Below are 22,012 nucleotides of genomic sequence, written 5' to 3'. Positions count from 1 at the left end.
AGGCTGAATTTACAGCTTCGACGGGGGGACCTCATATTGAAGCATTTTAAATTACTCATGTTGGGATTCGGACTAGTTTTGACGCTAGTTTTAGTCGTACAACCAGCACAGGCCAGCCGCACTTATCATCGGACACCAACGACGGCCATCAGGCACCAGACCTACTATACAACTAATAGTACGTCGCATACTTTTAAAGCTAATGGCAACTATAATCGATGGACATTCAAAGCGAACCATAACTTGAAGAATTACCGTAATACGGCTTGGACTGCAACGCAGAAGACCTACATTACGAAGAACGGCAAACGGTGCCTCTATTATTGGGTGCACAATGGTGCCAATGGCGCTTCCGGCTGGATTTGGCACGGCTTTCTCAAGCCAATTAAAAATTCACAAGCTGCGATGGTCTCGCAATTAAACGTCGCACGTAACGCCCGCCAAATCGTCACGGTCGTCCAATCAGGCAAATCAACGGCCACGCTCCGCTTATGGGAAAAGAATCGTGGCTTATCTTGGCGTAATACACTGACTGCCAGCAGTCGGATTGGTGGCAGTGGTATTGGCTATTCACGCGAAGGCAGTAGTCGTACGCCTATCGGGACTTATCATCTGAGCTTTGCTTTCGGTAAAGCAGCCCATGTTCGGACGAACGGCATCGGTTACCGGCAAATCCAGAAAAACAGTTATTGGATTGAAGACTTAAAAGACCGCCAGTATAATACTTGGCAAAATCGCAAGTGGGCGAACAATAAGAATGAACATCTAATTGACTACACCAAAGCGGCACCTCGTAATCAGTATCAGTTGGCAGTCGTCATGGATAATCATGGACAGAATAACGGCTCCGGCTTCTTCATTCACGTTCGTAATCAGTGGGCAACTCAAGGCTGCGTCTCCATCAGTTTAGGAAGCATGCAAAAGTTAGTCAGCAAGCTAAGCACACGGGCTTACGTCACTAACGTCCAATATGCAACGCAGCTGTTAAACTACTAAGTTACTGATTCTTAAATTAATCACGCTTTACAATCATTTTTATTTTCACGGATAATCTCTGACTGTGCTTACGCTAATTAAAAAGCAACGATTTTCAAGATAGCTTCCTGAAAATCGTTGTTTTTTAGTGTGTATTAGTGTTTGTTAACCATCGAGAAGAACGTCTGATAAACGATGCTAGCCGTATGCTTACCATCATGCGGGGCAAACTTCTGCTTGAATGCTTGGTACTTCTCACCATAAGTCTGCCAATATTGATCACCTTGGCTGATTTCATCAAACAAGGCCGATGCATTCTCGACTAGTGGCCCCGGCACTTCCTTAGTAAAGTCGAAGTAAACGCCTCGCAAGGTCAAATACTTCTCCAAGTCGTAGCAGAAGAAATAAATTGGCTTGTTAGTATCCAAATAATCAAACATAATCGATGAATAATCGGTAATCAGCATATCGCTCGCAATCATCAGTTCCTGAACACTCGGATAATTAGAAACATTAATAATATTATGCCTCATCGCTTCTGGAATTTGTAATTTTGAAGCGACCACCACGTGCTCACGCATCAATAAGACATAGTCGTCACCCAATTGACGTTCGAATGCATCAAAGTCTAATTGATTATCTAGAACAAAACGGCCATGTGACTTTTCATAATCTCGAAAAGTTGGCGCGTACAAAATCACCTTCTTATCCGCTGCAATGTCTAATTGTTTACGAATTTTTTGCCGCGTTTCTTCCACGTCATCCGCAAAAAATAAATCATTCCGCGGATAGCCTTTTTCAATAACGGGGCCCTCATATTGAAATGCCGAACGGAAAGCCTTAGTCGCGTATGGTGACGGCGATACTAAAGCGGTCCACTGGTTCTTAGCATGCGTCACCCGCTTCAGATACCCCGGCTTGCGACCGGAAATAACTTCCTGGTCATGCTGCATTTTCTTCAGTGGGGTCCCATGCCAAGTCTGCAGGTAGGCAGTCCCCTTACGCTTCGTCAGATAGGTCGGAAAGTTCTGATTATTAATCCAATACCGACTAGTGGCAAGGTAGCGATAGTAATCGAAGGATAGTCGCCGGACAATCTTCGTATTGGGGTTCGCTTGCAGGGGCTGATTGTCTCTCGACACCCAAATATATTCTAAATCCGGATACAAGTTGACCATTGCTTCATAAATGACCCGCGGCGAATCCTCGTAGCGTTTCCCAACACTACTTTCAAACATGATTCGATTGGGCTTCACGGCACTGAAATGTGACCAGAACCAGTACAAGAACTTCATCGTTGGAAAATATAACTTACGCGTACGCCGGAAACGTTGCTGAAGCTTCAGATAGAACACATCACTGCGTATTTTTTCTTTGACGGTCTTATCTTGCAACTGGGTCACGGCACTAAAAATCCGGTCACAGGATTGTGTATCCCGATGTGCAATGAAGCGGTCAGCCTTCTGAATATCCTGTGGTCGCATCGCAAAGTCCTGGGCACCATATTGAAATAACTGATCAAAAATCTGATCAAGTGAATCCGTAATCGGCCCTGGTAATTCCTTATCCAAATCGATATGAGAAGTGTATTGACCAATAAAGCGTTTTCGGTCAAATTGATAATAAAGTACTGGTCGATGCAAAAAGCTGAAATCAAATGCAACACTAGAATAGTCCGTCAGCATCATCGCACTTTCTTTGATCAACACCTGCACATCTACCTCACCCTGATGAACAATCGTCACTGGGGCATCTTTAAAGTAATCGACGTAGGCTTGCATGTTGGGATGTAAACAAAACACAATTTCCATCTGGTAGCGTTCCGAAAATTCTTTCAAACGAGCATCAAATAATAACTCACGATAGCGCGCTAAATACTCACTCTTCTCAAAAATTTCGTCGTTAGTGATCCAATCGCGCCACGTTGGAATAATCAGTAACTGGCGTTTGACGGGCAAATCGTTTTTAAACAAGCTATCAAAACGCGCTAAACCCGTCACTGCGACTTCCTTATCATCATAGCCTAAGTCAGATACCGCAATTTGCTTTTCTTTTTGTGAGCTCGTGATAAACAAATCTGTATAGAACCCGTTCACGACGGATTTGCCATAGAACGGGGCAATATTCTTCGTTCCAAAGACCCCGTGCTGTAAAAAGATTCGTTTGGCATGAATATGCTGTTCATAAGACTTGCTTCGAATGGGATATAGAAAGTCCGGATGATGCGTCCCGCAAATGTACTTAGCTTGAATAACCTTCTCGAAATGTTCAGCTGAACCGAAGTCGATCACATTTCCAAGTGGTTCGACATTCTTGCGCTCAATCGAATCTTTGCGGATGACATAGTACGCTTCAACTTCCGGATGCTGTTCACGCAAATATTTAAAGAATCGAAAACCGTTGTCCTGAGCCTTATAAGAGCGCTCACCAATAATCCAGATATCGCGATCTGCAGCCTGCTTAGCAACGGCCCGCCAGTGATGCTGGTGCGCTCTAAAGTACGCATAGGCATCTTGCTGATAAGCGTTGAACGTGAACGACAAATTCAATCCTTTGATTGTAAAATATGGGACCAATGACAGCCACTGTTTCTTGGCTGAATCCTGTAGTGCGAGTTCACCCTTCATCGTATAGTTGGTAATAAAGCGTGGGTTACCAATTCGGAATTTTAACGGCGCATCGGTACCCGCTAAGTGACCGATGAAAAATAAGTCCAAGCTCAATTCGTTGGATTGATCCAACTGTTTGAGGTAGTCACTCAATTCCGCCATGGTCAGTTCAATTTTGTACGCATACCGATAAATGCGTGAATATTTGGTCTCGACCGAATGATATTCGAAGGACCGTTGATACGTCTTTTCACCGCTCCGCTCAACAATTGCCATCCGACAATCAGCCAGTGGGAAAAACAAGGTATCAAAGAAGCCTTCAAATGCGACCCGGTCTTCTTGAACTTTAATCTTCCGAATGACTTTATAGTTCACATAATGTTTCAGACTAAGTTCACGGTCAAGTAGGAATGCTAAGGCGTTCTTTTTCGTCACATATGGTTGTAGATAGTGGCTGTGCTCAGCGTCCCAAAACCGTTCAACGTTCGCTAGCTGCCATTCTCGCCGAACCGGAATTCGGAGTGAACGGTCATATTCACGGACTTCACCAGTCGTTTCATCTGTATATGTATACTGATGCATCATCGTAAATTTAGTTGCCACATCATCAAGCTGTTGGTCATCCACCATTGCACTCAATGTTTGCGCTAAGTCCAACGTAAACCGGTAGTTAACTGCATCATCTTCAACACTGAGCACTTCTTTATTTAAATAATATGATTGAACATGATTAGTGAGAAGCAATTGTAAGTTCTCAAATTTACTGTTCTGAGAGGTCTCAATCACTAACTTACCAGAACTAATCGCTACCGCCATCTTTTTCAAACAGATTCCCTCCAAAATTCCAGCGCCACTTACCGCTGTGGTGTTGAGCCATATGTCCAAATGGCTAATTTAAAGCTCTTTTATTACCTTCAAAGCTTGCTTCATGATTCATCCAAATCACTTTATGATGATTAAAACTGGCATTAACTATCATTATAGCATGTAAGCGCTATCCATCCGAACATTATCCATCTTCCTGCTGAGCAACAGCTAACACAACTAGTAAAGGCAACCTATTCTCGAACACTCAAGAATAGATTGCCTTTAACTATATTATATGGTCGTTTACCCCTAACCCGGTGTAACAGCCGTTTATCGTACAAGACACATGCGATTACAAATTCATAGCAGTTTCCGATTTTTTAGAAACATTTGCCATCATCAGCCAAACATCTTGTCCTTGTACCTGTGCATTTATCCAATAACCACCGGTATACAATTCATCAGTGCCAAAGTTGGTTGGCACGATACAACCAATTTTGTTGATCGTAATCAAACCATTGGTGTTAGTCTCATCAAAATTCCCAGCAAACTGGTCACCCGGCAATCCTGGAATGTTTTTCCAGAGCAGACTAGCCGGGGCAATTTTTACTTGGTCGTTTACCGTGTATCCTTCAGCCGTGTCAACTTCACGCCGCTGATAAGCCGGTTGTTCGTCAAATACGATACTTAATAACCGTTTGGTCGCCTGACCGTCTTCCCAGCTAGCGAACTTTTTCAAAAATCGGTGATACTTCTCATTATCGATAAAACGTGCTGGTTCAGTTATGGCCTCATTAATCAGTGGCATCAATTCATCATTGTTCCCGACGATTGGTCCCGGTACAGTTGATTCATAATCTACATAGAAACCTCGGATATCATCCGCATAGGCCGCCAAATCATAGGCGTAGAAAATCATCGGTCGTTTCAGAATGGCGTAATCGAAGAACACACTGGAATAATCCGTAATTAAAAGATCACTAATCAAGTAAAGATCTGAAATATCTTCATAATCACTGACATTGATCACTCGTTTGCCATAACCTGACAAATCCAAATTATTGGCAATCATGTAATGGGTCCGAATTAAAATAATCGTATTATCTGGTGTTTCCCGAATAAATTGATTTACATCCAAATGTAATTCCGCACGAAAATGATCAGCTCGAACGAAGTCATTATCCCGCCAAGTCGGTGCGTACAAAACTACATGGGCATCATCGTCAATGTTAAGATGTCGCTTAATTTTCAAAATATCAGCTGTTGACGCTGTACTTAATCGGTCATTACGCGGATAGCCTGTCGGTAATAACTGCGCATAATTTTTTCTAAAGGCATGGTGCATGATTTCGTACGAGTAAGGATTGGGTGTCAACAAGTAATCCCACCGAGAAGAATCCCGGACGACCTGCTTATGATACTTCATCCGCGTCAACCCTGGCATGGTTACCTGTTGAACATCGGTTCCAATCGTCTTTAAAGGTGTCCCGTGCCACGTCTGAACAACGACCGTTCCTTTAGGCTTAATCCACCGAAAAGGCCGTCGAACATTGGTAAACCAATACTTGGCCCGTGCTTGCTTCCAAATACCTTTAAAACTGAATCGAGTCACGTATGGAATCTGATGGTCAATAAAGTACTGCTCATAATCCTTATTGACGTTCCAATAAGCCTTGATTTGCGGATAATTGGCCTTCATATAATCATAAATAGCCTTGGGATTATCCGAGTATTGGCGGCCAAAAAAGCTTTCAAAGATTGCAATATTCTTCTTCGGCAGTTTCTGTCCCAACGCATTGAGCAACTGCGACTGTAAATTGGTCAGTTTGAATAACCGGGTCAACTTATTGCCAATCAAATGACTCACAACGGAATCTTGTGATATTGGCTTTAAGTTCAACATCGCTTCAGTTAGTCGTTTGGTTGCATCACCAGCACGCCCATACTGACAGAATCGATCATAAAAATCAGTCATTTTATTTTGGTAGGTTACTTTTACTGTATCAATATGTTGTAACGCTTCAATCACATCATCAGTCGTCTTAGCCACTGGACCAGGAACCGTTGCGTCATAATCCATATAGATACCACGATTTGCCGGGTCGAGATACCAGTCCTTGTCATAGGCAAAGAAGACCATCGGCTTGCGTAAATATCCAAAATCAAACATCACACTGGAATAATCCGTAATCAAGACATCACTGATCAGATATAAATCATTAATATTATTATAATCGCTGACATCATATACAAAGCCACTCTGATTAACGAAGTTTTGTGAATGTGAAACAAAATAATGCAATCGCATTAACAAAACATAGTCATTTCCTAGTGCCGCCTGCATCCGCTCTAAATCCAATGCTAAATCAAACGGCTCATCAGTGGTTCGGTACGTGGGTGCGTATAGCACGACTTGTTTGTCAGCGGGAATACCCAAATAATGTTTGATTTTTTGAATATATGTCGCATGATTATTCTGAATTAACTCATCGGTTCTCGGAAACCCAGTCGTCACAATTTTCTGTTCAGGATAATCAAATGCCCGCGCGCCGTGTTCAAGCATGAAATCAGACGGTACTGACATTAAATCCCAGCGACCAATCCGATACGCGAATTTCTTTTGAATATTATTCGAAGCTTGCTTAAAATGTGGCTCGTCAAATCCCATGACCTTCATAAAAGTGCCGTGTAAAGTTTCAACCTCGATTTGACCGCGCCGTTTTGCATACTGATTAGGCAAATTCGTATTCTGAACTAAATACTTCGCACGCGCCATGTAATACCAATATTTAAATGACATGCGCCGAACACGAACGCCTGGTCCACTGATTGGTGTTTGTTCATCCTTAAAGACCCACACAAACTTCATGGACGGGTGTTGCGCGACTAAATACTCATACATCGCCCGCGGGCTATCATTAAACAACTGTCCCCATAAGCTCTCAAAAACAACCGTATTAGTTTTGAGTGGCAATAAGCGCATCAGGGGGTACAAGACTGAGAAAGATAACCCCCGCCGAATTTTGGTTCGATCAATCCAGGGACGTTTCCGTATAACGCTCAGCTTCAAGTAGCCGAATTTATCAGTATAGGCAGATACGGTCGTTGCTTTCGCAATTTTCGTTTTGTCGATGAGATACTCACTCGTTAGATTATAACTATAGACTCTGAACCGCCGATTATTGCCATCCGTCATCTTTAAATCTAGGTATAATTGATATTTGCCTGCCAGAACTACTAATTGTTGCTCCTGATTGAGTAATACGTCACCCACTAACCGATTAGACTCTTGCCGAGTCACGATACCACCATTCAAGTAACGATTGACCAAGTTGGTCGACAATAGCTCAATCTTGCCACCAGTAGTCGCTAAATTCGCTACGGTATCATTATCGAATTGCAAAATCAGATGATTGCCATCTGATTTCATTTGAATATCAGCCTTGCTCAACATAAGTGCGGCAACATCTGGTTGAATCCACAAGCCTTTACCCAACTTAGGATTCAGCGCAACACTTAAGTCAGTACCAAATAAAACTGCCGGTGTTGGCATCTCAAATTTAAAATCTGGGACGACCGTCACGCCAGTTTCTGGGTTTGTAAAGGTCAACGCAACTGCATGATTTAAAAATCGCTTGAGCAATTTACTATCGATGCGGTAAGTAAATTTTCCATCAGTAATCTGTTTTTTCCCAATGACAATCCCATTAACATCTAGCGCCAATACTGCCTCGGAAGTACGACCTTCAACAATCAACGCATCATCAGAATCAAGTCGAACTTTGGTTAACAAAGTGGGATTGGGTTTACTGCCGACAGCTAAATTTTCTGTTGGCAGTAGACCAATTGTGATCTGCCAATTCGTATTGTAGCCATAGACAACTGAAAGCTGCTGGCCATCAATCTCAAACGGTGCAATTCTTCCAGCACCTTTCCGTGGCTGCCCTAAGTACGTTGTCACAACCTTATCCGTCTTCGTCGCTTGATAATCAATTCTGATTTTATAGGTTCCTTCGCTGAGCAACTGATTAGCTTGTACCATGTCTAATACCAGCGTAAATTTACTTGAGGGGACTGGCATCCTTCTAAGATGTAGATTAAACATCGTAAATTGACGTTTAAAAGTCGTCACAGGCAAACGATCACCCGTAACGAGATTCTCCAAATAAACTTTGACAACTTCTGGATTATGCGGGAAATGTCGTGGCACTTGCTTCCCTAATTGTAGGCTTCCGCTTATCACAATCGAATCACCCACGCGCCGCACCCGAGTCAATCGAGTTGTCAGGGATTTGGGCGCATGAAAATTAGGAATACCCAGGTCCTTTTTTTCAGTCTGTGCAGCCCGACCACTAAACGCATTCGCTGAAATGCGTTTTAACACTTCAAACTCACCATGTATTAACGCATAGTATTGAGATTGTTTTTTCACAGACAACTGCTTCAATATTGGTGTCTTTAACAAGCCCCAACTTCTAAAAAAGTTGATCGTCGTCTCCTGAAACTGATAAACAAACGATTCATCAGCATCCGCAATATCATCCATAAAAAGTGTAATATCCAGATCTAATAATTTGAACACTACTTGTTGTTTAATCTGCCCATGCCATAAGTCATGTGCTTGTAATAATGCCTTGACCTGATTGACGCTCGTGATTCGGTCGAGATACTTAGGCAATTCATTTTTGACTTGCGTAAACGATGCTTTAGCCCCGTTCTCACGCCAGCGCCAGTTATAAACCACATCGGTGAGAATATCGATCCCAGTACTCTTCAGAAAAGCATTCAACGTGAATGAAACATCTTCGTAAATCTGTCCCGTGGGAAACGTAATGTCGTTTTCACGTAACAGCGGCAAGGAATAAATCTTATTCCAGCTAGTCGTGTCGTACAATAACTCCGGATGGTCAGCAAATGTCGCATGACGATAATCATCAATAATAGCTTTTTTGTGCAAAAACGACTGTTTATTGCGCTTGCTATCAAAGCGCCGAACAAACCCAGTAACGACCTGTGACTTTGACTTGATCAATGATCCCATCATTAATTCATAGGCTCGTACGGGCAAAATATCATCGCCATCTACAAATGCGAGCCAGTCGCCTGTAGCAAGGGTTATCCCCAGATTTCTTGACGCACTTGGTCCTAAATTATCTGCGTTATGAACCGCTTTAAAATTCACATGCTGCTGTGCGTAGTCATCAACAATTTCTGCCGTCCCATCATCCGAACAATCGTCAATCAGAATAACTTCTAAATTATTAAATGACTGTGCGAGTATTGAATCCAGACATTCTGGTAGATACTCTGCCACATTATAACAAGCAACAACGACACTCAATCGATTGGACACTTGCTTAACTAATCCTATATCTTTCACAATCTTCACCTATGTCTAAAATTTCAAATATTCTCTGTCTAGTTACACCCTAAATCCACACGGACTGCCGGTTTAGACACCGTCCAACGTAAAAGCAAATCAGCGTTTAAACCGAGCCCACTTTCTAAGAGGGCTCGGTTACCTTAACTGCTTTCTTATTCGCCTCTGCCTCCATCAACGCCACGACCCGTTCACTAGCGGTTCCCTTTTCCCACGTCGTAAATTGCTGACGGAAGGCGGTCATTTTAGCCGCGTATGCCGGATAATTACCCTGACTTAAGAATTGTTCCAAGGCACTGACGAAATCCAGTTCGTTCGTGACGACTGGACCGGGGACCTTGTCATAGTCAAAGTAAAAGCCACGAATATCCCCTTGATAATGCGCCAAATCATACGGGTAAAATAACATCGGCCGATTTAAAATCGCATAATCAAACATGACAGAAGAATAATCCGTAATCAATAAATCACTAATTAAATATAAATCATCAATATCTTCATCAACACAGACTTTAACCTGCGCTTCAAAGCCATGGATATTGATTGATTCTGCCACTAAATAGTGCGGCCGGATGATGAGCACATCATCTTTACCCAAAGCGTTAACAACCTTGCTCAAGCTAAAAGGCAAGTTCATTTTATACATACCCTTGCGAATGAAATAATCATCTCGCCAAGTTGGCGCGTATAAAATCACTTTACCTGTCTTGTGACCAATGATTTTTTGCTTAATTGCTGCCAAGGCTTGTGGATCCTTAGCCTGATTCACTAACCGGTCATTGCGCGGATAGCCGTAATCCAAAAATTGATTATGAAAATCAAACGCCCGGCGAAAAATATCCTTAGAGAATTGATTAGGCGCAATTAAGTAATCCCACCGCCGACTTTCAGTGGTGAAATTCTGACGATACTGTTCCGTATCCGTTCCCGGCATGGAGACGTTCGGAATATCAATCCCGAGTCGCTTTAGCGGTGTCCCGTGCCAAGTCTGAATATAGGTCGTCTTCGAATTCTTGCGCAGCCAATATGGCAAGCGCGCATTTAAGACCCAGAACTCAGCGACCGGCGCCACCCATAGCCATTGCAGGGAAAAACGGGGAATAATCGTCATTTGCGGGTATTGGCGCCTAGCTTCAGCCAACAATTGCCGCTTGACTCCCCAGACTAAGTGCCAATCAGGATGTGCCGCTTGAAGGGCTTGGTAGACGTACAATGGATTATCTGTTGGCATTTTGCCATTAAACGCTTCGAATAATACAACGTGCTTTCGAACCGGGCACATGATCGCAATCAAGTTGAATAGCTTGCGATAAACCTGACTAATAATGCTTTTTAATGCCATGTATCCATTCCCCGCCTAATGTTCGTCTTGGTTGAAATTCAAATCTTTTTTAATCTTAGTCGTTGAGATTTCTGGTGTTCGTGGTAAGTAAATCACTTCAGCATCCGTCTGTTCGCCGACAAAATCGAACTTACCGACCCAGTCGTCACCCATGACAAAGCGGTCAATCTGGTATAATTTCACATCGCTGACTTTTTGGTCCCATGACTTTTCTGGAATCACTAAGTCGACATAGCGGATTGCTTCTAACAATGCTTTACGTTTCTCATACGAGAAGTACGCCTTCTTCTGCTTGCTGTTCCAATTAAATTCATCCGTTGACAGCGCAACAATCAAATAGTCCCCCAATGATTTTGCCCGTTTTAGTAGTTCAATATGCCCGTAATGTAATAAATCAAACGTCCCATATGTGATAACTCGTTTCATAACAAACTCCTCCTAAATCTATTTTAATAATTCACATTAACTGACATTATAGCATGTAAACATCAACCAACGGAATGTTATACAACTCTCGTAATGATAAATTATAAAATTGTAACTGCAAATATATCAAAAGGTCCTAACAGTTAGCAAAAACATATTATTATTGCCATAAGAATTTATGCTTCAGTATCATCGTCGCCGAATCACAAATTATCCCCGCAACTTAAGGATTCATTGCGCCACTCCCCCTATTTTGACCTATAATTAAGGCAGTGTATCAATGGGAGGAATGTCCATGGCTAAACGTCGTATCACACATGATCCACATCAGTTTGTTAACACCGCCGCTGACCGTCGTCGACTACAGTTAGCCGTTCAACTCGCATTACCCACAAACGCACACGTCTTAGCACGTAATTTTGCGCGGTCTAGTGCCAGCTCATATTGGCTACTCATGTTGACGCAACCGAATCACGCGACGCCGCGTTTTTTGACATTACGTATCGCTGACCACTTGCTCTGGCTAACGAATCATGACCAGCTTGCAATTAGTTGGGAAGCCGGTAATTTTACCGCGGTCCAGCAGACCTTGCATCGCCAATTAACACCGGAAACGTTGCAGCGCTACAGTTATCAGTTCACGACCACTGATATCATCACGCTCCGACTGATTCTACACCTCGAGCAATATCAATTGATCTGGCTGATCCAGCTGGCACCGGAAATTGCCAAGGCCTATAAGAACCAGCACCTCGACTTACGCGATGATTTTGGTCAAGCCAAATTGCTGCTAGGCAATATGAATAATAGCAGTCTTCAGCTGGTGCCTGTTAAGCAACCAGCATTTCAGAACCGGCTCAGCCAATACTTCGGTCGCAACCTGTTATTTTCACAGTTCACCAGTCACCATTTGTTACGGCTATTGCCGACCAATCAATGGATTCGGCCACTACTCAAAGTCTTGCCACCGACGCCCAATCTCGAGCAACAGCTGTCAACGCTGTACGGCACCGACTTTGTCCGCATCTACGTTGAAGCCATTCGTCAACAGGCCCGGCTACAAGCAATCAGTTCCTAAAAATAAGACCCCCGCTACTTTGAGCAGGAGTCTTTTTTTGATTCAACCGTCAAACGCTATTTTGCGGTCGCCGAGGGTGCCGGTAACATTTTGTCAGAAAAGCCGAATAAATAAACTAGGGTCGTCGCAATCAGGAGGGTGCCATAGTGTGAGATCAAGTAGCCATAGAAGTTAGGGCCAATGCCCACGCCCGGTGTAATGAAGGCCGGAAAGCCAATCAAGGAACCCGATAACGCGTAATTATTGACGTGCAACAATCCCGTCAACAGGCCGCCTAAGCCGCTGGCGATGCTGGCGACCACGAACACTCGTTTATACTTCAAATTAACGCCGTAGAGTGCCGGCTCCGTCACCCCGCAAAACGCGGAGATGGCTGCCGCTAACGAGATTTCCTTGAGCGGCCTATTCTTCGACTTCAAGAACACGGCCAGCACCGCACCCCCCTGGGCGACCATCGTTATCGATAGAATCGCATTCAGGTAGCTGTGCCCATTCGTCGCAATATCGTTGATGACGATGGGAATGATGCCCCAATGCAGACCAAAGATAACCATCGTCTGATATAAGCCACCAATCACGAGTCCCGACAAGGCCGGACCAAAGTTGTAAATCGCTAAAATACCACTCGCGAGCCCCTTACTAATCATCGTAATCAGGGGACCAATCACTACTAGAACGATGACTGACAAGATCAACGCTTCAAGAATGGGCACAAAGACACTGCGCAGGTACAGGGGAATCACGCGCTTAAGCCCACGTTCCACAGATACACCGAGCCACGCGGCGACAATCATTGGAAAGACCGACGCCGCATACGACATCAGGTGGGTCGGAACCCCGAAGAACGTGATTTGGGCCGTCGTGGCGTGGCCTGCCGCGGTCATTAAGCTTGGGTAAATCAGAATCGCACCAACGATTGCTAATACGATCGGGTCAGAACCCAACTTTTTAGCGGCGGTAAAGCCCAATACGACTGGAAGAAAATAGAAGGTCGCATCCGCGACGGCGTTCAGAACCATATAAGTCCCGCTCGTCACGGTCAACACGTGAAACCCAGTCAGGGCCGCCAAAATCCCCTTTAAAATCCCGGACCCAGCCAGAATACCAATCACTGGAATCATGGCTGCGGTCATCACACCAATCACCTGACTCATCCCATGCCGCAGTCGCGGTAGCCAGCCGGTTGGCGCATCGGTTTCCGTCGGTGCACCAGCTGCCTGGGTCGTTGCCGCGGTTGGTGTGCCAGCCGTCATATCCGCAAATGCAGGTCCTAACTGAACCATCACGGCATCGAAGACCTCATTAACCGCGGGTCCAATCACCACTTGGTATTGACCACCCGCCTTGGCAACGTCAATCACCCCATCGAGATTGGCAATCACGGCATCCTGCGCACGGTGCTCGTCCTTTAAGTAAAAACGCAAGCGCGTGATGCAGTGAATCACGCTGTTAATGTTGCCCGGGCCGCCGACGTTCGTCACAATTGCTGTGGCGAGTGCCGCATATTTTGACGTTGAGTTTGGTTTAGATTTCGGTTTAGATTTAGATTTGGCTTTGGATTTGGATCCAGATTCAGATTCAGATTCGAATTCAGATTCTAGTTCCACGTCTGATGCTGCCGTTGTCGATGTCACCGCTTGCGCTCCTGGTACCGGCGTGACGGCCAATACCGCGGTTGCCACGGCAGTTTTAGCAGTCACCATTTGGTCCGTCGCAGCGACGATTAGGTCATCCAACACGGTTTGGCCGTTCGTCACCACGACGATGACCGTCGCTAACTTCTGCGCCCGTTGTAGCGCCGCCAGATCCATCTCGGCTAGCACTTCACCCGCTTGGACCGTATCGCCGACCTGCACATGACAAACAAACGGCGCGCCATTCAACTCGACCGTATCGATACCCATATGCACCAGCACTTCTAAGCCGCTCGCCGTCACGAGTCCAACTGCGTGCTTAGTCGTGGCCACGACCGTCACCCGACCGCTGACTGGTGCAACGACGCGCCCGTCAGTTGGTTGAATCGAAAATCCCGGTCCCATCGTCGCAGTCGCAAAGACCGGGTCTTGCACGTCAGCCAAAGCTAAGACGCGCCCCGCAACCGGCGCCAAGAGTCGTCTTGTTGCTGCCTTCTTCATGATGATTATCCCCCCTCTTAAGATTGTGTCACGACCTCACTGCCCATTATTTGGGTTGACCACTCGCATTATTCACTAAAAGTCTATCATCACGTTTCGCCCCTTCACAACCACTTGGCACTATTGTCACCGATTCGTACGGTCGACTAATCATCAACGGGGTCTCGGCGGGCTGATTCTCTCTAAAAAAACAAGCATTTCTCGAGTGAGAAATGCTTGTTAAAACGTGTCCGTTAGTTGTTTTACCGTGTGCCAGCGAATGTGCGCCCCAATCCAACCTCCAGAAATAAAATTAGAACTTGTCTATCGCTGCATATTTACACAGACTCGTATTTTTCCAGCGGTCCTCCGCTGGCCGCTTTTGACCTAAAAATCCATACGTTCAAATCCTGCTTCATGACAAGTTAGCTTAAGCAGTTGCACCCAAGTGACGTTTCTTAGGCGCCACTTTGACGGCATTGACGTCTTCGTCCTTGAACCCGAACATCCAAGTTAAGGCAAAGGAGACGATGATGGTGGCTGCGGATGCAATCAAGAAGCCGTAGAAGCTGAAGTCGAGGCCCTTAGGGTTAACGAAGGATGTGAACCCAATTAGTGAGCCAGTAAAGCCCCACATATTAACGTTCAGGAGCCCAGTTAAGAAACCACCGACCGCCGCACCGATGCTGGCAGTGATAAAGGCCCGACCGTATTTCAGGTTAATCCCGTACATGGCGGGTTCCGTAACACCGCAAAAGGCTGAGATGGTTGCGGGCCAGGCGAGTTCTTGAATATTGGCTAGTTTAGATTTCAATGCAATCGCTAGAACTGCGCCACCTTGGGCAACCATCGTCGCAGAAACGATCGCATTCAAGTAGCTGTGACCAGTCGTCGCAATATCGTTCGCCACGATTGGAATAACGGCCCAGTGCAACCCAAAGATAACCAACACTTGGTAAAAACCACCGATAATCAGCCCAGAGATAGCGGGACTCAAGTTGTAGATCCAGACGATCAAGTTGGCTAAACCAGTCGATAATACCGTAATGATCGGGCCGAGGAATAATAGAATGGCCCCAGAAACAATCACAACTTCAAATAATGGCACAAAAATCATCCGTAAAACCGTTGGAATCACCCGTTTTAACCACGGTTCGAGCTTGCTTGCTAACCAAGCGCCCGCAATCATTGGGAAGATCGAATACGTGTACGACGCAATGTGAACGGGTAACCCGAAGAAGTCGGCATTGATGCCCATTCCTAGCAGCGTCCCGGTCGCCTTGCCGCTCGCCATGGTCACAATCGCAGGATACGTGAGCACCCCACCGATGATTCCCATGATAACAGGGTCGGCACCCAACTTTTTACCAGCCGTGAAGCCGACAAAAATTGGCAGGAAGTAGAAGACGGAATCGCCCATCGCGTTAATAATCACGTAAGTTGGCGCGGTCGTGCTGACAACTTTGAAGGTCGTCAGTAGCGCCAAGATTCCCTTTAAAATACCAGAAGCAGCCAACAGTCCAATCACCGGAATCATCGAACCAGTGATGACGCCAATCAGACTGCTAAAACCCCATTTGACCTTACCCCAAGCCGTCGTTGGTTGATTAGCAGCGGCTGCCGTTTCAGCCACCGCCTGAGCAGTTGCCGAATCGTTGGAGAAGTGCGGCCCAATTTGCTTGATAACGGCATCGTACACATCCGTGACCGCCGGACCAATGACGACTTGATACTGACCGCCCGCCTTGGCGACATCGATGACGCCTTTTAAGTTCCGAATCGCGTCATCGTTGGCTTTGCTCTCATCTTTCAGATAAAAACGGAGCCGCGTAATGCAGTGAATCAAACTATTGATATTGTCGACGCCTCCAACATTGGCGACGATGTCCGTCGCGAGTTGGTCATATTTGCCCGCCTTAGGTAGCCGATTCTGACGTTTGGCATTAAACGTATTCGCGTTCAAACGCCCGGTCGCCGTCACGTCACCGGCTGTTTTTTGTCCAGTCGTCACGTCCAATAATTCGAGTTTGTCGCTGGAATTTGTAACGGCCAGAATGACCGTCGTCTGACGGTTAGCGGCGACGATTGCATCCAGATCCATCGTCGCGATCACATCGCCCGCTTGAACGTCATCGCCCACGGCCACTTGAACGTCAAACGGCGCACCCTTTAAATCGACCGTATCAATGCCCAAGTGCACCAATACTTCCAGATGATCGTCCGGGGTCGTAAAGCCAATCGCATGCTTCGTCTCAGCGACCATCGTAACCTTACCACTGACTGGCGCCACCACTTGACCACTCGTTGGTTGCACGCCAAATCCTAAGCCCATCATTCCTGCTGAAAAGACCGGATCTTTGACGGTATCGAGCGTCATGACATCCCCACTGACTGGCGCTAATATTTTAACTGTTTGTTCCTTTGCCATACCCATTCCTCCATTCTTAACCTAACAACAATGCAACGGCTTGATACGGTTGCATCGTCAACTGCGACGTCACTTTGACATCGTCGTAATTTGACAATAAGACGTGTGCGCTCACCATTTCATCCGGCAACGTGACCGTGGTCGGTTGCTCGTAAAAATTCGTCAAAACGAGCAATTTCTGTTGGTGATACGTCCGCCAATAACCAAAGACTTGTGGATCATCTAACCGCCAAGATTGATAGCCGCCGTCTGCAATAATCGGCATCGTCTTGCGTAATTTAATGAGCTGTTGATAATAGTTGAAGATTTCACCGTGCGCCAATTCGTTGTTGACATTAATCGTCGACTGATTGGTCGGGGCCAACCACGGCCGGCCAGTCGTAAAACCAGCCTGGGCGCTGTCATCCCACTGCATCGGTGTCCGTGAATTGTCGCGCGCCTTCGTCTTAACGATCGTAAAGGCATCGTGGTGACTATATCCGCTTCGAATCAGGGCCCGATACGCATTGAGCGCTTCAACGTCCACGTAATCCGCCATGTTATCGTAGTCCGGGTCGGTCATCCCCAATTCTTCACCCATGTAGATGAAGGGCGTCCCCCGCAGTAAATGAATGACGGTCGCCAACATTTCAGCTGATTTTTCACGATACTGGCCGACATTTCCAAACCGGTTCAGGGCCCGCGGTTGGTCATGATTGTTCCAGAAGAGCGCTTGCCAACCGCCACCAGCGGCCATGCCACTCGCCCAGCTATCTAATAATTGCTTCAACCGTGGAAAATCAAAGGCCATCCGTGACCATTTGCGGCCATCTACATAATCCGTCTTGAGATGGTGAAAGTTAAAGACCATCGATAATTCATGATTGGCCGGATTGGTATAGCCAACGCTATTTTCAACGGTCGTCGACGACATTTCACCAACCGTCACACTATCTGGGTCTTGACCGAAGCTCGCCGCGTTCAGTTCCTTGAGATAGTCATGAACGATTGGCGTATCGGTATACAACGTCTTACTTGGGACGCCTTTTGGAGCGTCAACTAATTGTTCGGCCTTACCCGTGACGTTGATGACATCGAAGCGGAAGCCCTGAACCCCTTTGTGCCGCCAAAAGTTGACGACATCGGCACATGCTTGGCGGACATCCGGATTATGCCAATCTAGGTCTGCTTGGGTCGGATCATATAAGTGCAAGTAATATTTTCCGGTATCCCCAAAGGGCGCCCAGGCCGGCCCACCAAACTTCGATTCCCAATTAGTTGGGAGTTGGCCATCTGGCTTCGGCGGCCGTAAATAATAAAATTTTTGATAGTGTTCATCACCTGCTAACGCCTTTTGGAACCACTCATGCGCGGTGGAGGTGTGATTGAGCACCATGTCGAGCATGACACCGATACCATTAGCTTTCAGCTTCGCGACGAGTTCTTCGAAATCAGCCATCGTCCCAAACATCGGGTCAATGTGATAGTAATCAGCGATGTCGTAACCGTTATCATTTTGGGGTGAGACAAAAAATGGATTGAACCAAATCATGTCGACATTCAGTTGCTTAAGATAGTCAATCTTCTGAATAACCCCCTGTAAATCCCCAATCCCGTCACCGTTGCTATCATAAAATGATTTCGGGTAAATCTGGTAAATCACTTGTTCTGATAATTTCATTTTGCAATCCTCTCATGCTAGGTTATTTCTTGGTCCGGCGAGCAAAATCCCGAAAGCTGAACCGGTCGGCCCGGTGACGGGATTCCGTGTACTGGAACGCCCGCGCATCCGTTAAGCTCGTCACACTGCGGACGATTGCCACATAAGCGCCCTTATTCAACGCTAAGTGCTCACGGTCCTCCTCAGTAGCCGGGGCCATCGTAATTTCCTTCGTCGCATACCCAATCGTCAATCCCAATTGGTCTTCAAAGTAGGCGTATAACGACTCCTCAGCCGCCCGTTTGGGAACGTCCGGAACGACTGACTTCAAAATATAATCCTTATCAATAATGGCTGGTTCCCCATTGATGACCCGCACGCGCTTGATAGCCGTGACGGGTGCTTCAGTCAATTCCGTGCCTAACGACGTAAAATCAGCTACCGGCAATAGGGCGTCCGGTTGATAATCGTAAACCACATTCTCCGTTTTAATGTGTAACTTCGCGGCTAATTCCTTATAACTGACGATTCCCGAAACCGGAAATTCATATTGGCGGTGCTCGATCACAATGGACCCTTTCCCCCGAATCTTCTGGATATAACCATCGTCGGCCAAGGTCGCTAACGCTTTTCGGCCAGTCTCACGGGAGATGCCATATAATTCGCACAACTGATGTTCGCTAGGCAAATAACTGCCAATCGGATAAACTTCCGCGTCAATTTTCTGTAACAGATCTTGATACACTAGCGCCGCTTTGTTCACGGCCAACACCTCACTTTGTTATCGCTTTCATTTAAGAATATAAACTTGTTTAGACAAGTTGTCAATCACTAGCAATAATTTCTTTTTTTCGCTGACAAATAAGCTTAAATCAACAGAATAGCTCCTAAATCGTCTTGACTGTACATGTCATTAGTAAAAATTCTCCCACCGGGTAATTCGTTACTATCATCCCGTTTAGCACCATGAATAGTTATGACAGTCACATAAGAATCTCATGATGAAACAATAAACCAGTGGTTCTCGTTGTACAACTCTGCTATAGTTAACCGTATTGGTCATTTCAACATGACCTAGTAAGTGCTTTAGAGTCCACAATCAGCGCAATTAGACGCGCCGATTGCACAGAACCATAAATCTGATTTCATTGAAGGGATGTTTCTTCACCTATGCGCAAGAATAGAGTCGCCATCGCCGTCATTGGGCTAGCAACCCTACTTATGATCAGTCCGCTCCTCCTCAATCACCAGGCACTATATGGTGTCGACGGGCCATTTCAATACAGCCGAATCTATGAAGCGGCGATGCAACTTAAAAATCATAATTTTAGTTTTATGAACCTTTACACTTTTCAACAGGCTGGCCGTATCGTCAACAGTCTTTACAGCCCACTAGTGGCCGTGCTCTGTGGTATCCTGCTGCTACTAGTCGGTAATTGGTTCCGCTTCCAAATCATTTCCTTATTTATCGTTTATTTTCTATGCGGCTACTTTATGTACAAAGCGGCGCTAAAATTACGGTTGTCACGAAAATTGGCAATTGCTTTAGGTGTCATTTTTCTTAGCTCCAACGCTGTTTACGGCTTCTTGTTTGGGATAATGTGGCGCTCATTGGCCGTCGCGTTATTGCCAATATTTATCGGTCCCATTTTGGACTTGTATCATGGTGACTGGACACTTGCCAAAATGATGAAGCTGGGCTTATTCGTCGGTATTATGGGCCAATTTCAGATTCTAACTATCGGAGTGTTTTTGCCATTCCTTGTTCCCTTTTTCATTCACGGGCTGTGGCAGTCACGAGAGAAGCTACTCAGCAGTCTCAACTTTCTAGCGGGCGTACTATTGGCGCTAGTGCTTAGTTTGAATGCCTTAATTCCCATGTTAGAGGTCTACCATGGCAACTTGCTGATTGCACCGGTAGGAATGGATCTCATGGACCACGCGAGCCGGATACTCCAACCGCTTTATACGAGCGTCTACTCTAGCAGTGACATTATCTCAACAATCATTGCATATGCCCTGATAACGGGATTATTACTATTCTGGTCACATCTTTTGCCCTTTACCAAAATGTTGGCTGGCGTTACTGTCACATATCTTATTCTGAGTACCAGTCTGTTTCCTTGGGACCTCGTGCAGCAATCGATGCCTTTCTTGCAGTCATTCCTGCAAATGCCTGGTCGGATTACGTTAATCGCCACGCCGTTCATGCTGTTATCAGCCGCTTTAATCTATGATGAAGCAGCGCAACATACGAATAATCTCAGTCTCCAGCAAGGATTGCGCTCAGCCGGCGTCTTACTGAGTGTCTTATCACTTAGCCTCTGTACGCAAAATGTCGCTCGGAGCGTTCACACGAACATGAAACCTGATACATCATTCGCTCAAGGCATCCAAACGTACCCTCAAAATGTCCACACTAAGCTGCAGACCATCGCTAAGTTACAACCGGCATTCCATACCCGGAACCTTGGGCAGCTAATTAAGGCAGCCGATCGTACAGTTCCAGATTATGTGCCCGTTTCCAAAAAAATCTCGACTGACCCTGAAACTTACAAAGTCGTCTATCGCGAATATCGCCAGAACTTCTCTGAACAGCAGCACAACTTCCGCTACCGCGCCGTTCGAGGGGGTATTCAATTAACTTGGCACGCTAAGACGGCTAGGTCACGAGCTGTTCCCGTCGTTGCTTATCAGCGGTCGATCCTAACACTGAATGGTCAACCCTTATCGACAACGCGACTCACACGCCACTGGGTCGGCAATATCAACGTCCACCAGCATCGAGGACGAAATGTGCTCACAATTCGATACAGTTCAAGCATTCTGACCAAGATAAGTAAAATCATTGGTTATACTGCTTGGCTGATTGTGTTTCTCCTGATTCTGCTCTTCAAAACGCCACTAGGTCGCTGGGTAAACAGCTTGATTCAGGCCCGTCAACTAGCTGCAAGCAAATAGTGCCTACTTACAATAAATCACTCAATTTGAAAATGAATGTCTCCCAGCAACGACTAGTCATAATCTGACACTTGCCGCCACTGGGAGGCGTTTTTGTCTGTGCAAATTTGGAGGACTTTTAAATTGATTAAAGCGTTTATTTTACAGCAACGGAACGTAACCAGCTTTCGACCGCTAGTCGTTTGAATTCAAACTGTGCGCTATTCGAGGTGTGAAATAAAATGCGATTCACGGTAATATCCGATTTTGTGCG

The 22,012-nt window shown here is 45.7% G+C and carries 11 protein-coding genes; 3 read left to right on the top strand and 8 right to left on the bottom strand.

Annotated features, from left to right (window positions below; genetic code table 11):
* Nucleotides 1–57 precede the first annotated feature (57 nt).
* Nucleotides 58–996 (top strand): L,D-transpeptidase family protein, encoded by a 939-nt coding sequence (locus KGF65_RS03330; protein WP_105922246.1) that lies wholly within the window; start codon nucleotides 58–60, stop codon nucleotides 994–996.
* A gap of 134 nt (nucleotides 997–1,130) precedes the next feature.
* Here the strand turns inward: KGF65_RS03330 and KGF65_RS03325 are convergent, their stop codons facing one another.
* From KGF65_RS03325 to tagD, 4 genes are all read right to left on the bottom strand, one after another.
* Nucleotides 1,131–4,400 (bottom strand): CDP-glycerol glycerophosphotransferase family protein, encoded by a 3,270-nt coding sequence (locus KGF65_RS03325; RefSeq protein WP_225083118.1) that lies wholly within the window; start codon nucleotides 4,398–4,400, stop codon nucleotides 1,131–1,133.
* 343 nt (nucleotides 4,401–4,743) lie between these two features.
* A complete protein-coding gene (locus tag KGF65_RS03320) occupies nucleotides 4,744–9,771 on the bottom strand; it encodes a bifunctional glycosyltransferase family 2 protein/CDP-glycerol:glycerophosphate glycerophosphotransferase (protein WP_216748123.1) in 5,028 nt (1,675 codons plus the stop codon).
* A 124-nt stretch (nucleotides 9,772–9,895) separates the two neighbouring features.
* Nucleotides 9,896–11,113, bottom strand: coding sequence for a CDP-glycerol glycerophosphotransferase family protein (locus KGF65_RS03315; protein WP_101872702.1), 1,218 nt, complete (start codon nucleotides 11,111–11,113; stop codon nucleotides 9,896–9,898).
* A 15-nt stretch (nucleotides 11,114–11,128) separates the two neighbouring features.
* A complete protein-coding gene (tagD, locus tag KGF65_RS03310; protein WP_003637493.1) occupies nucleotides 11,129–11,539 on the bottom strand; it encodes a glycerol-3-phosphate cytidylyltransferase in 411 nt (136 codons plus the stop codon).
* A 295-nt stretch (nucleotides 11,540–11,834) separates the two neighbouring features.
* Between tagD and KGF65_RS03305 the strand changes: the two genes are divergently transcribed.
* The gene (locus KGF65_RS03305; protein ID WP_003637492.1) at nucleotides 11,835–12,617 is read left to right on the top strand and encodes a hypothetical protein; all 783 of its coding nucleotides are present in this window, start codon (nucleotides 11,835–11,837) and stop codon (nucleotides 12,615–12,617) included.
* 56 nt (nucleotides 12,618–12,673) lie between these two features.
* On the opposite strand, the gene KGF65_RS03300 is transcribed toward KGF65_RS03305, so the two are convergent.
* From KGF65_RS03300 to treR, 4 genes are all read right to left on the bottom strand, one after another.
* On the bottom strand, nucleotides 12,674–14,752 hold the full coding sequence (locus KGF65_RS03300) for a PTS glucose transporter subunit IIABC (RefSeq protein WP_216748124.1): 2,079 nt from the start codon (nucleotides 14,750–14,752) through the stop codon (nucleotides 12,674–12,676).
* Nucleotides 14,753–15,161: 409 nt separating this feature from the next.
* The gene (locus KGF65_RS03295) at nucleotides 15,162–17,159 is read right to left on the bottom strand and encodes a PTS glucose transporter subunit IIABC (protein ID WP_216748125.1); all 1,998 of its coding nucleotides are present in this window, start codon (nucleotides 17,157–17,159) and stop codon (nucleotides 15,162–15,164) included.
* Between the two features lie 16 nt (nucleotides 17,160–17,175).
* Nucleotides 17,176–18,819, bottom strand: a complete 1,644-nt coding sequence (gene treC / locus KGF65_RS03290; protein WP_101872698.1) for an alpha,alpha-phosphotrehalase — start codon at nucleotides 18,817–18,819, stop codon at nucleotides 17,176–17,178.
* A gap of 22 nt (nucleotides 18,820–18,841) precedes the next feature.
* Nucleotides 18,842–19,561, bottom strand: a complete 720-nt coding sequence (gene treR / locus KGF65_RS03285; protein WP_003637488.1) for a trehalose operon repressor — start codon at nucleotides 19,559–19,561, stop codon at nucleotides 18,842–18,844.
* Between the two features lie 407 nt (nucleotides 19,562–19,968).
* Between treR and KGF65_RS03280 the strand changes: the two genes are divergently transcribed.
* On the top strand, nucleotides 19,969–21,759 hold the full coding sequence (locus KGF65_RS03280) for a hypothetical protein (protein WP_216748126.1): 1,791 nt from the start codon (nucleotides 19,969–19,971) through the stop codon (nucleotides 21,757–21,759).
* The last annotated feature ends 253 nt before the right edge of the window (nucleotides 21,760–22,012 follow it).

The sequence above is a fragment of the Lactiplantibacillus sp. 30.2.29 genome, from assembly GCF_018991255.1.
GTDB classification, from domain to species: domain Bacteria; phylum Bacillota; class Bacilli; order Lactobacillales; family Lactobacillaceae; genus Lactiplantibacillus; species Lactiplantibacillus pentosus.
This window is presented reverse-complemented; position numbering and strand designations above follow the sequence as displayed.

What these genes read in the sequence shown, in the direction of transcription:
- KGF65_RS03325 (WP_225083118.1), bottom strand. Translation starts at nt 4,400, where the DNA reads ATGGCGGTAGCGATTAGTTCTGGTAAGTTAGTGATTGAGACCTCTCAG.
- KGF65_RS03305 (WP_003637492.1), top strand. Translation starts at nt 11,835, where the DNA reads ATGGCTAAACGTCGTATCACACATGATCCACATCAGTTTGTTAACACC.
- KGF65_RS03295 (WP_216748125.1), bottom strand. Translation starts at nt 17,159, where the DNA reads ATGGCAAAGGAACAAACAGTTAAAATATTAGCGCCAGTCAGTGGGGAT.
- KGF65_RS03280 (WP_216748126.1), top strand. Translation starts at nt 19,969, where the DNA reads ATGCGCAAGAATAGAGTCGCCATCGCCGTCATTGGGCTAGCAACCCTA.
- KGF65_RS03300 (WP_216748124.1), bottom strand. Translation starts at nt 14,752, where the DNA reads ATGAAGAAGGCAGCAACAAGACGACTCTTGGCGCCGGTTGCGGGGCGC.
- KGF65_RS03315 (WP_101872702.1), bottom strand. Translation starts at nt 11,113, where the DNA reads ATGGCATTAAAAAGCATTATTAGTCAGGTTTATCGCAAGCTATTCAAC.
- tagD (WP_003637493.1), bottom strand. Translation starts at nt 11,539, where the DNA reads ATGAAACGAGTTATCACATATGGGACGTTTGATTTATTACATTACGGG.
- treC (WP_101872698.1), bottom strand. Translation starts at nt 18,819, where the DNA reads ATGAAATTATCAGAACAAGTGATTTACCAGATTTACCCGAAATCATTT.
- KGF65_RS03330 (WP_105922246.1), top strand. Translation starts at nt 58, where the DNA reads ATGTTGGGATTCGGACTAGTTTTGACGCTAGTTTTAGTCGTACAACCA.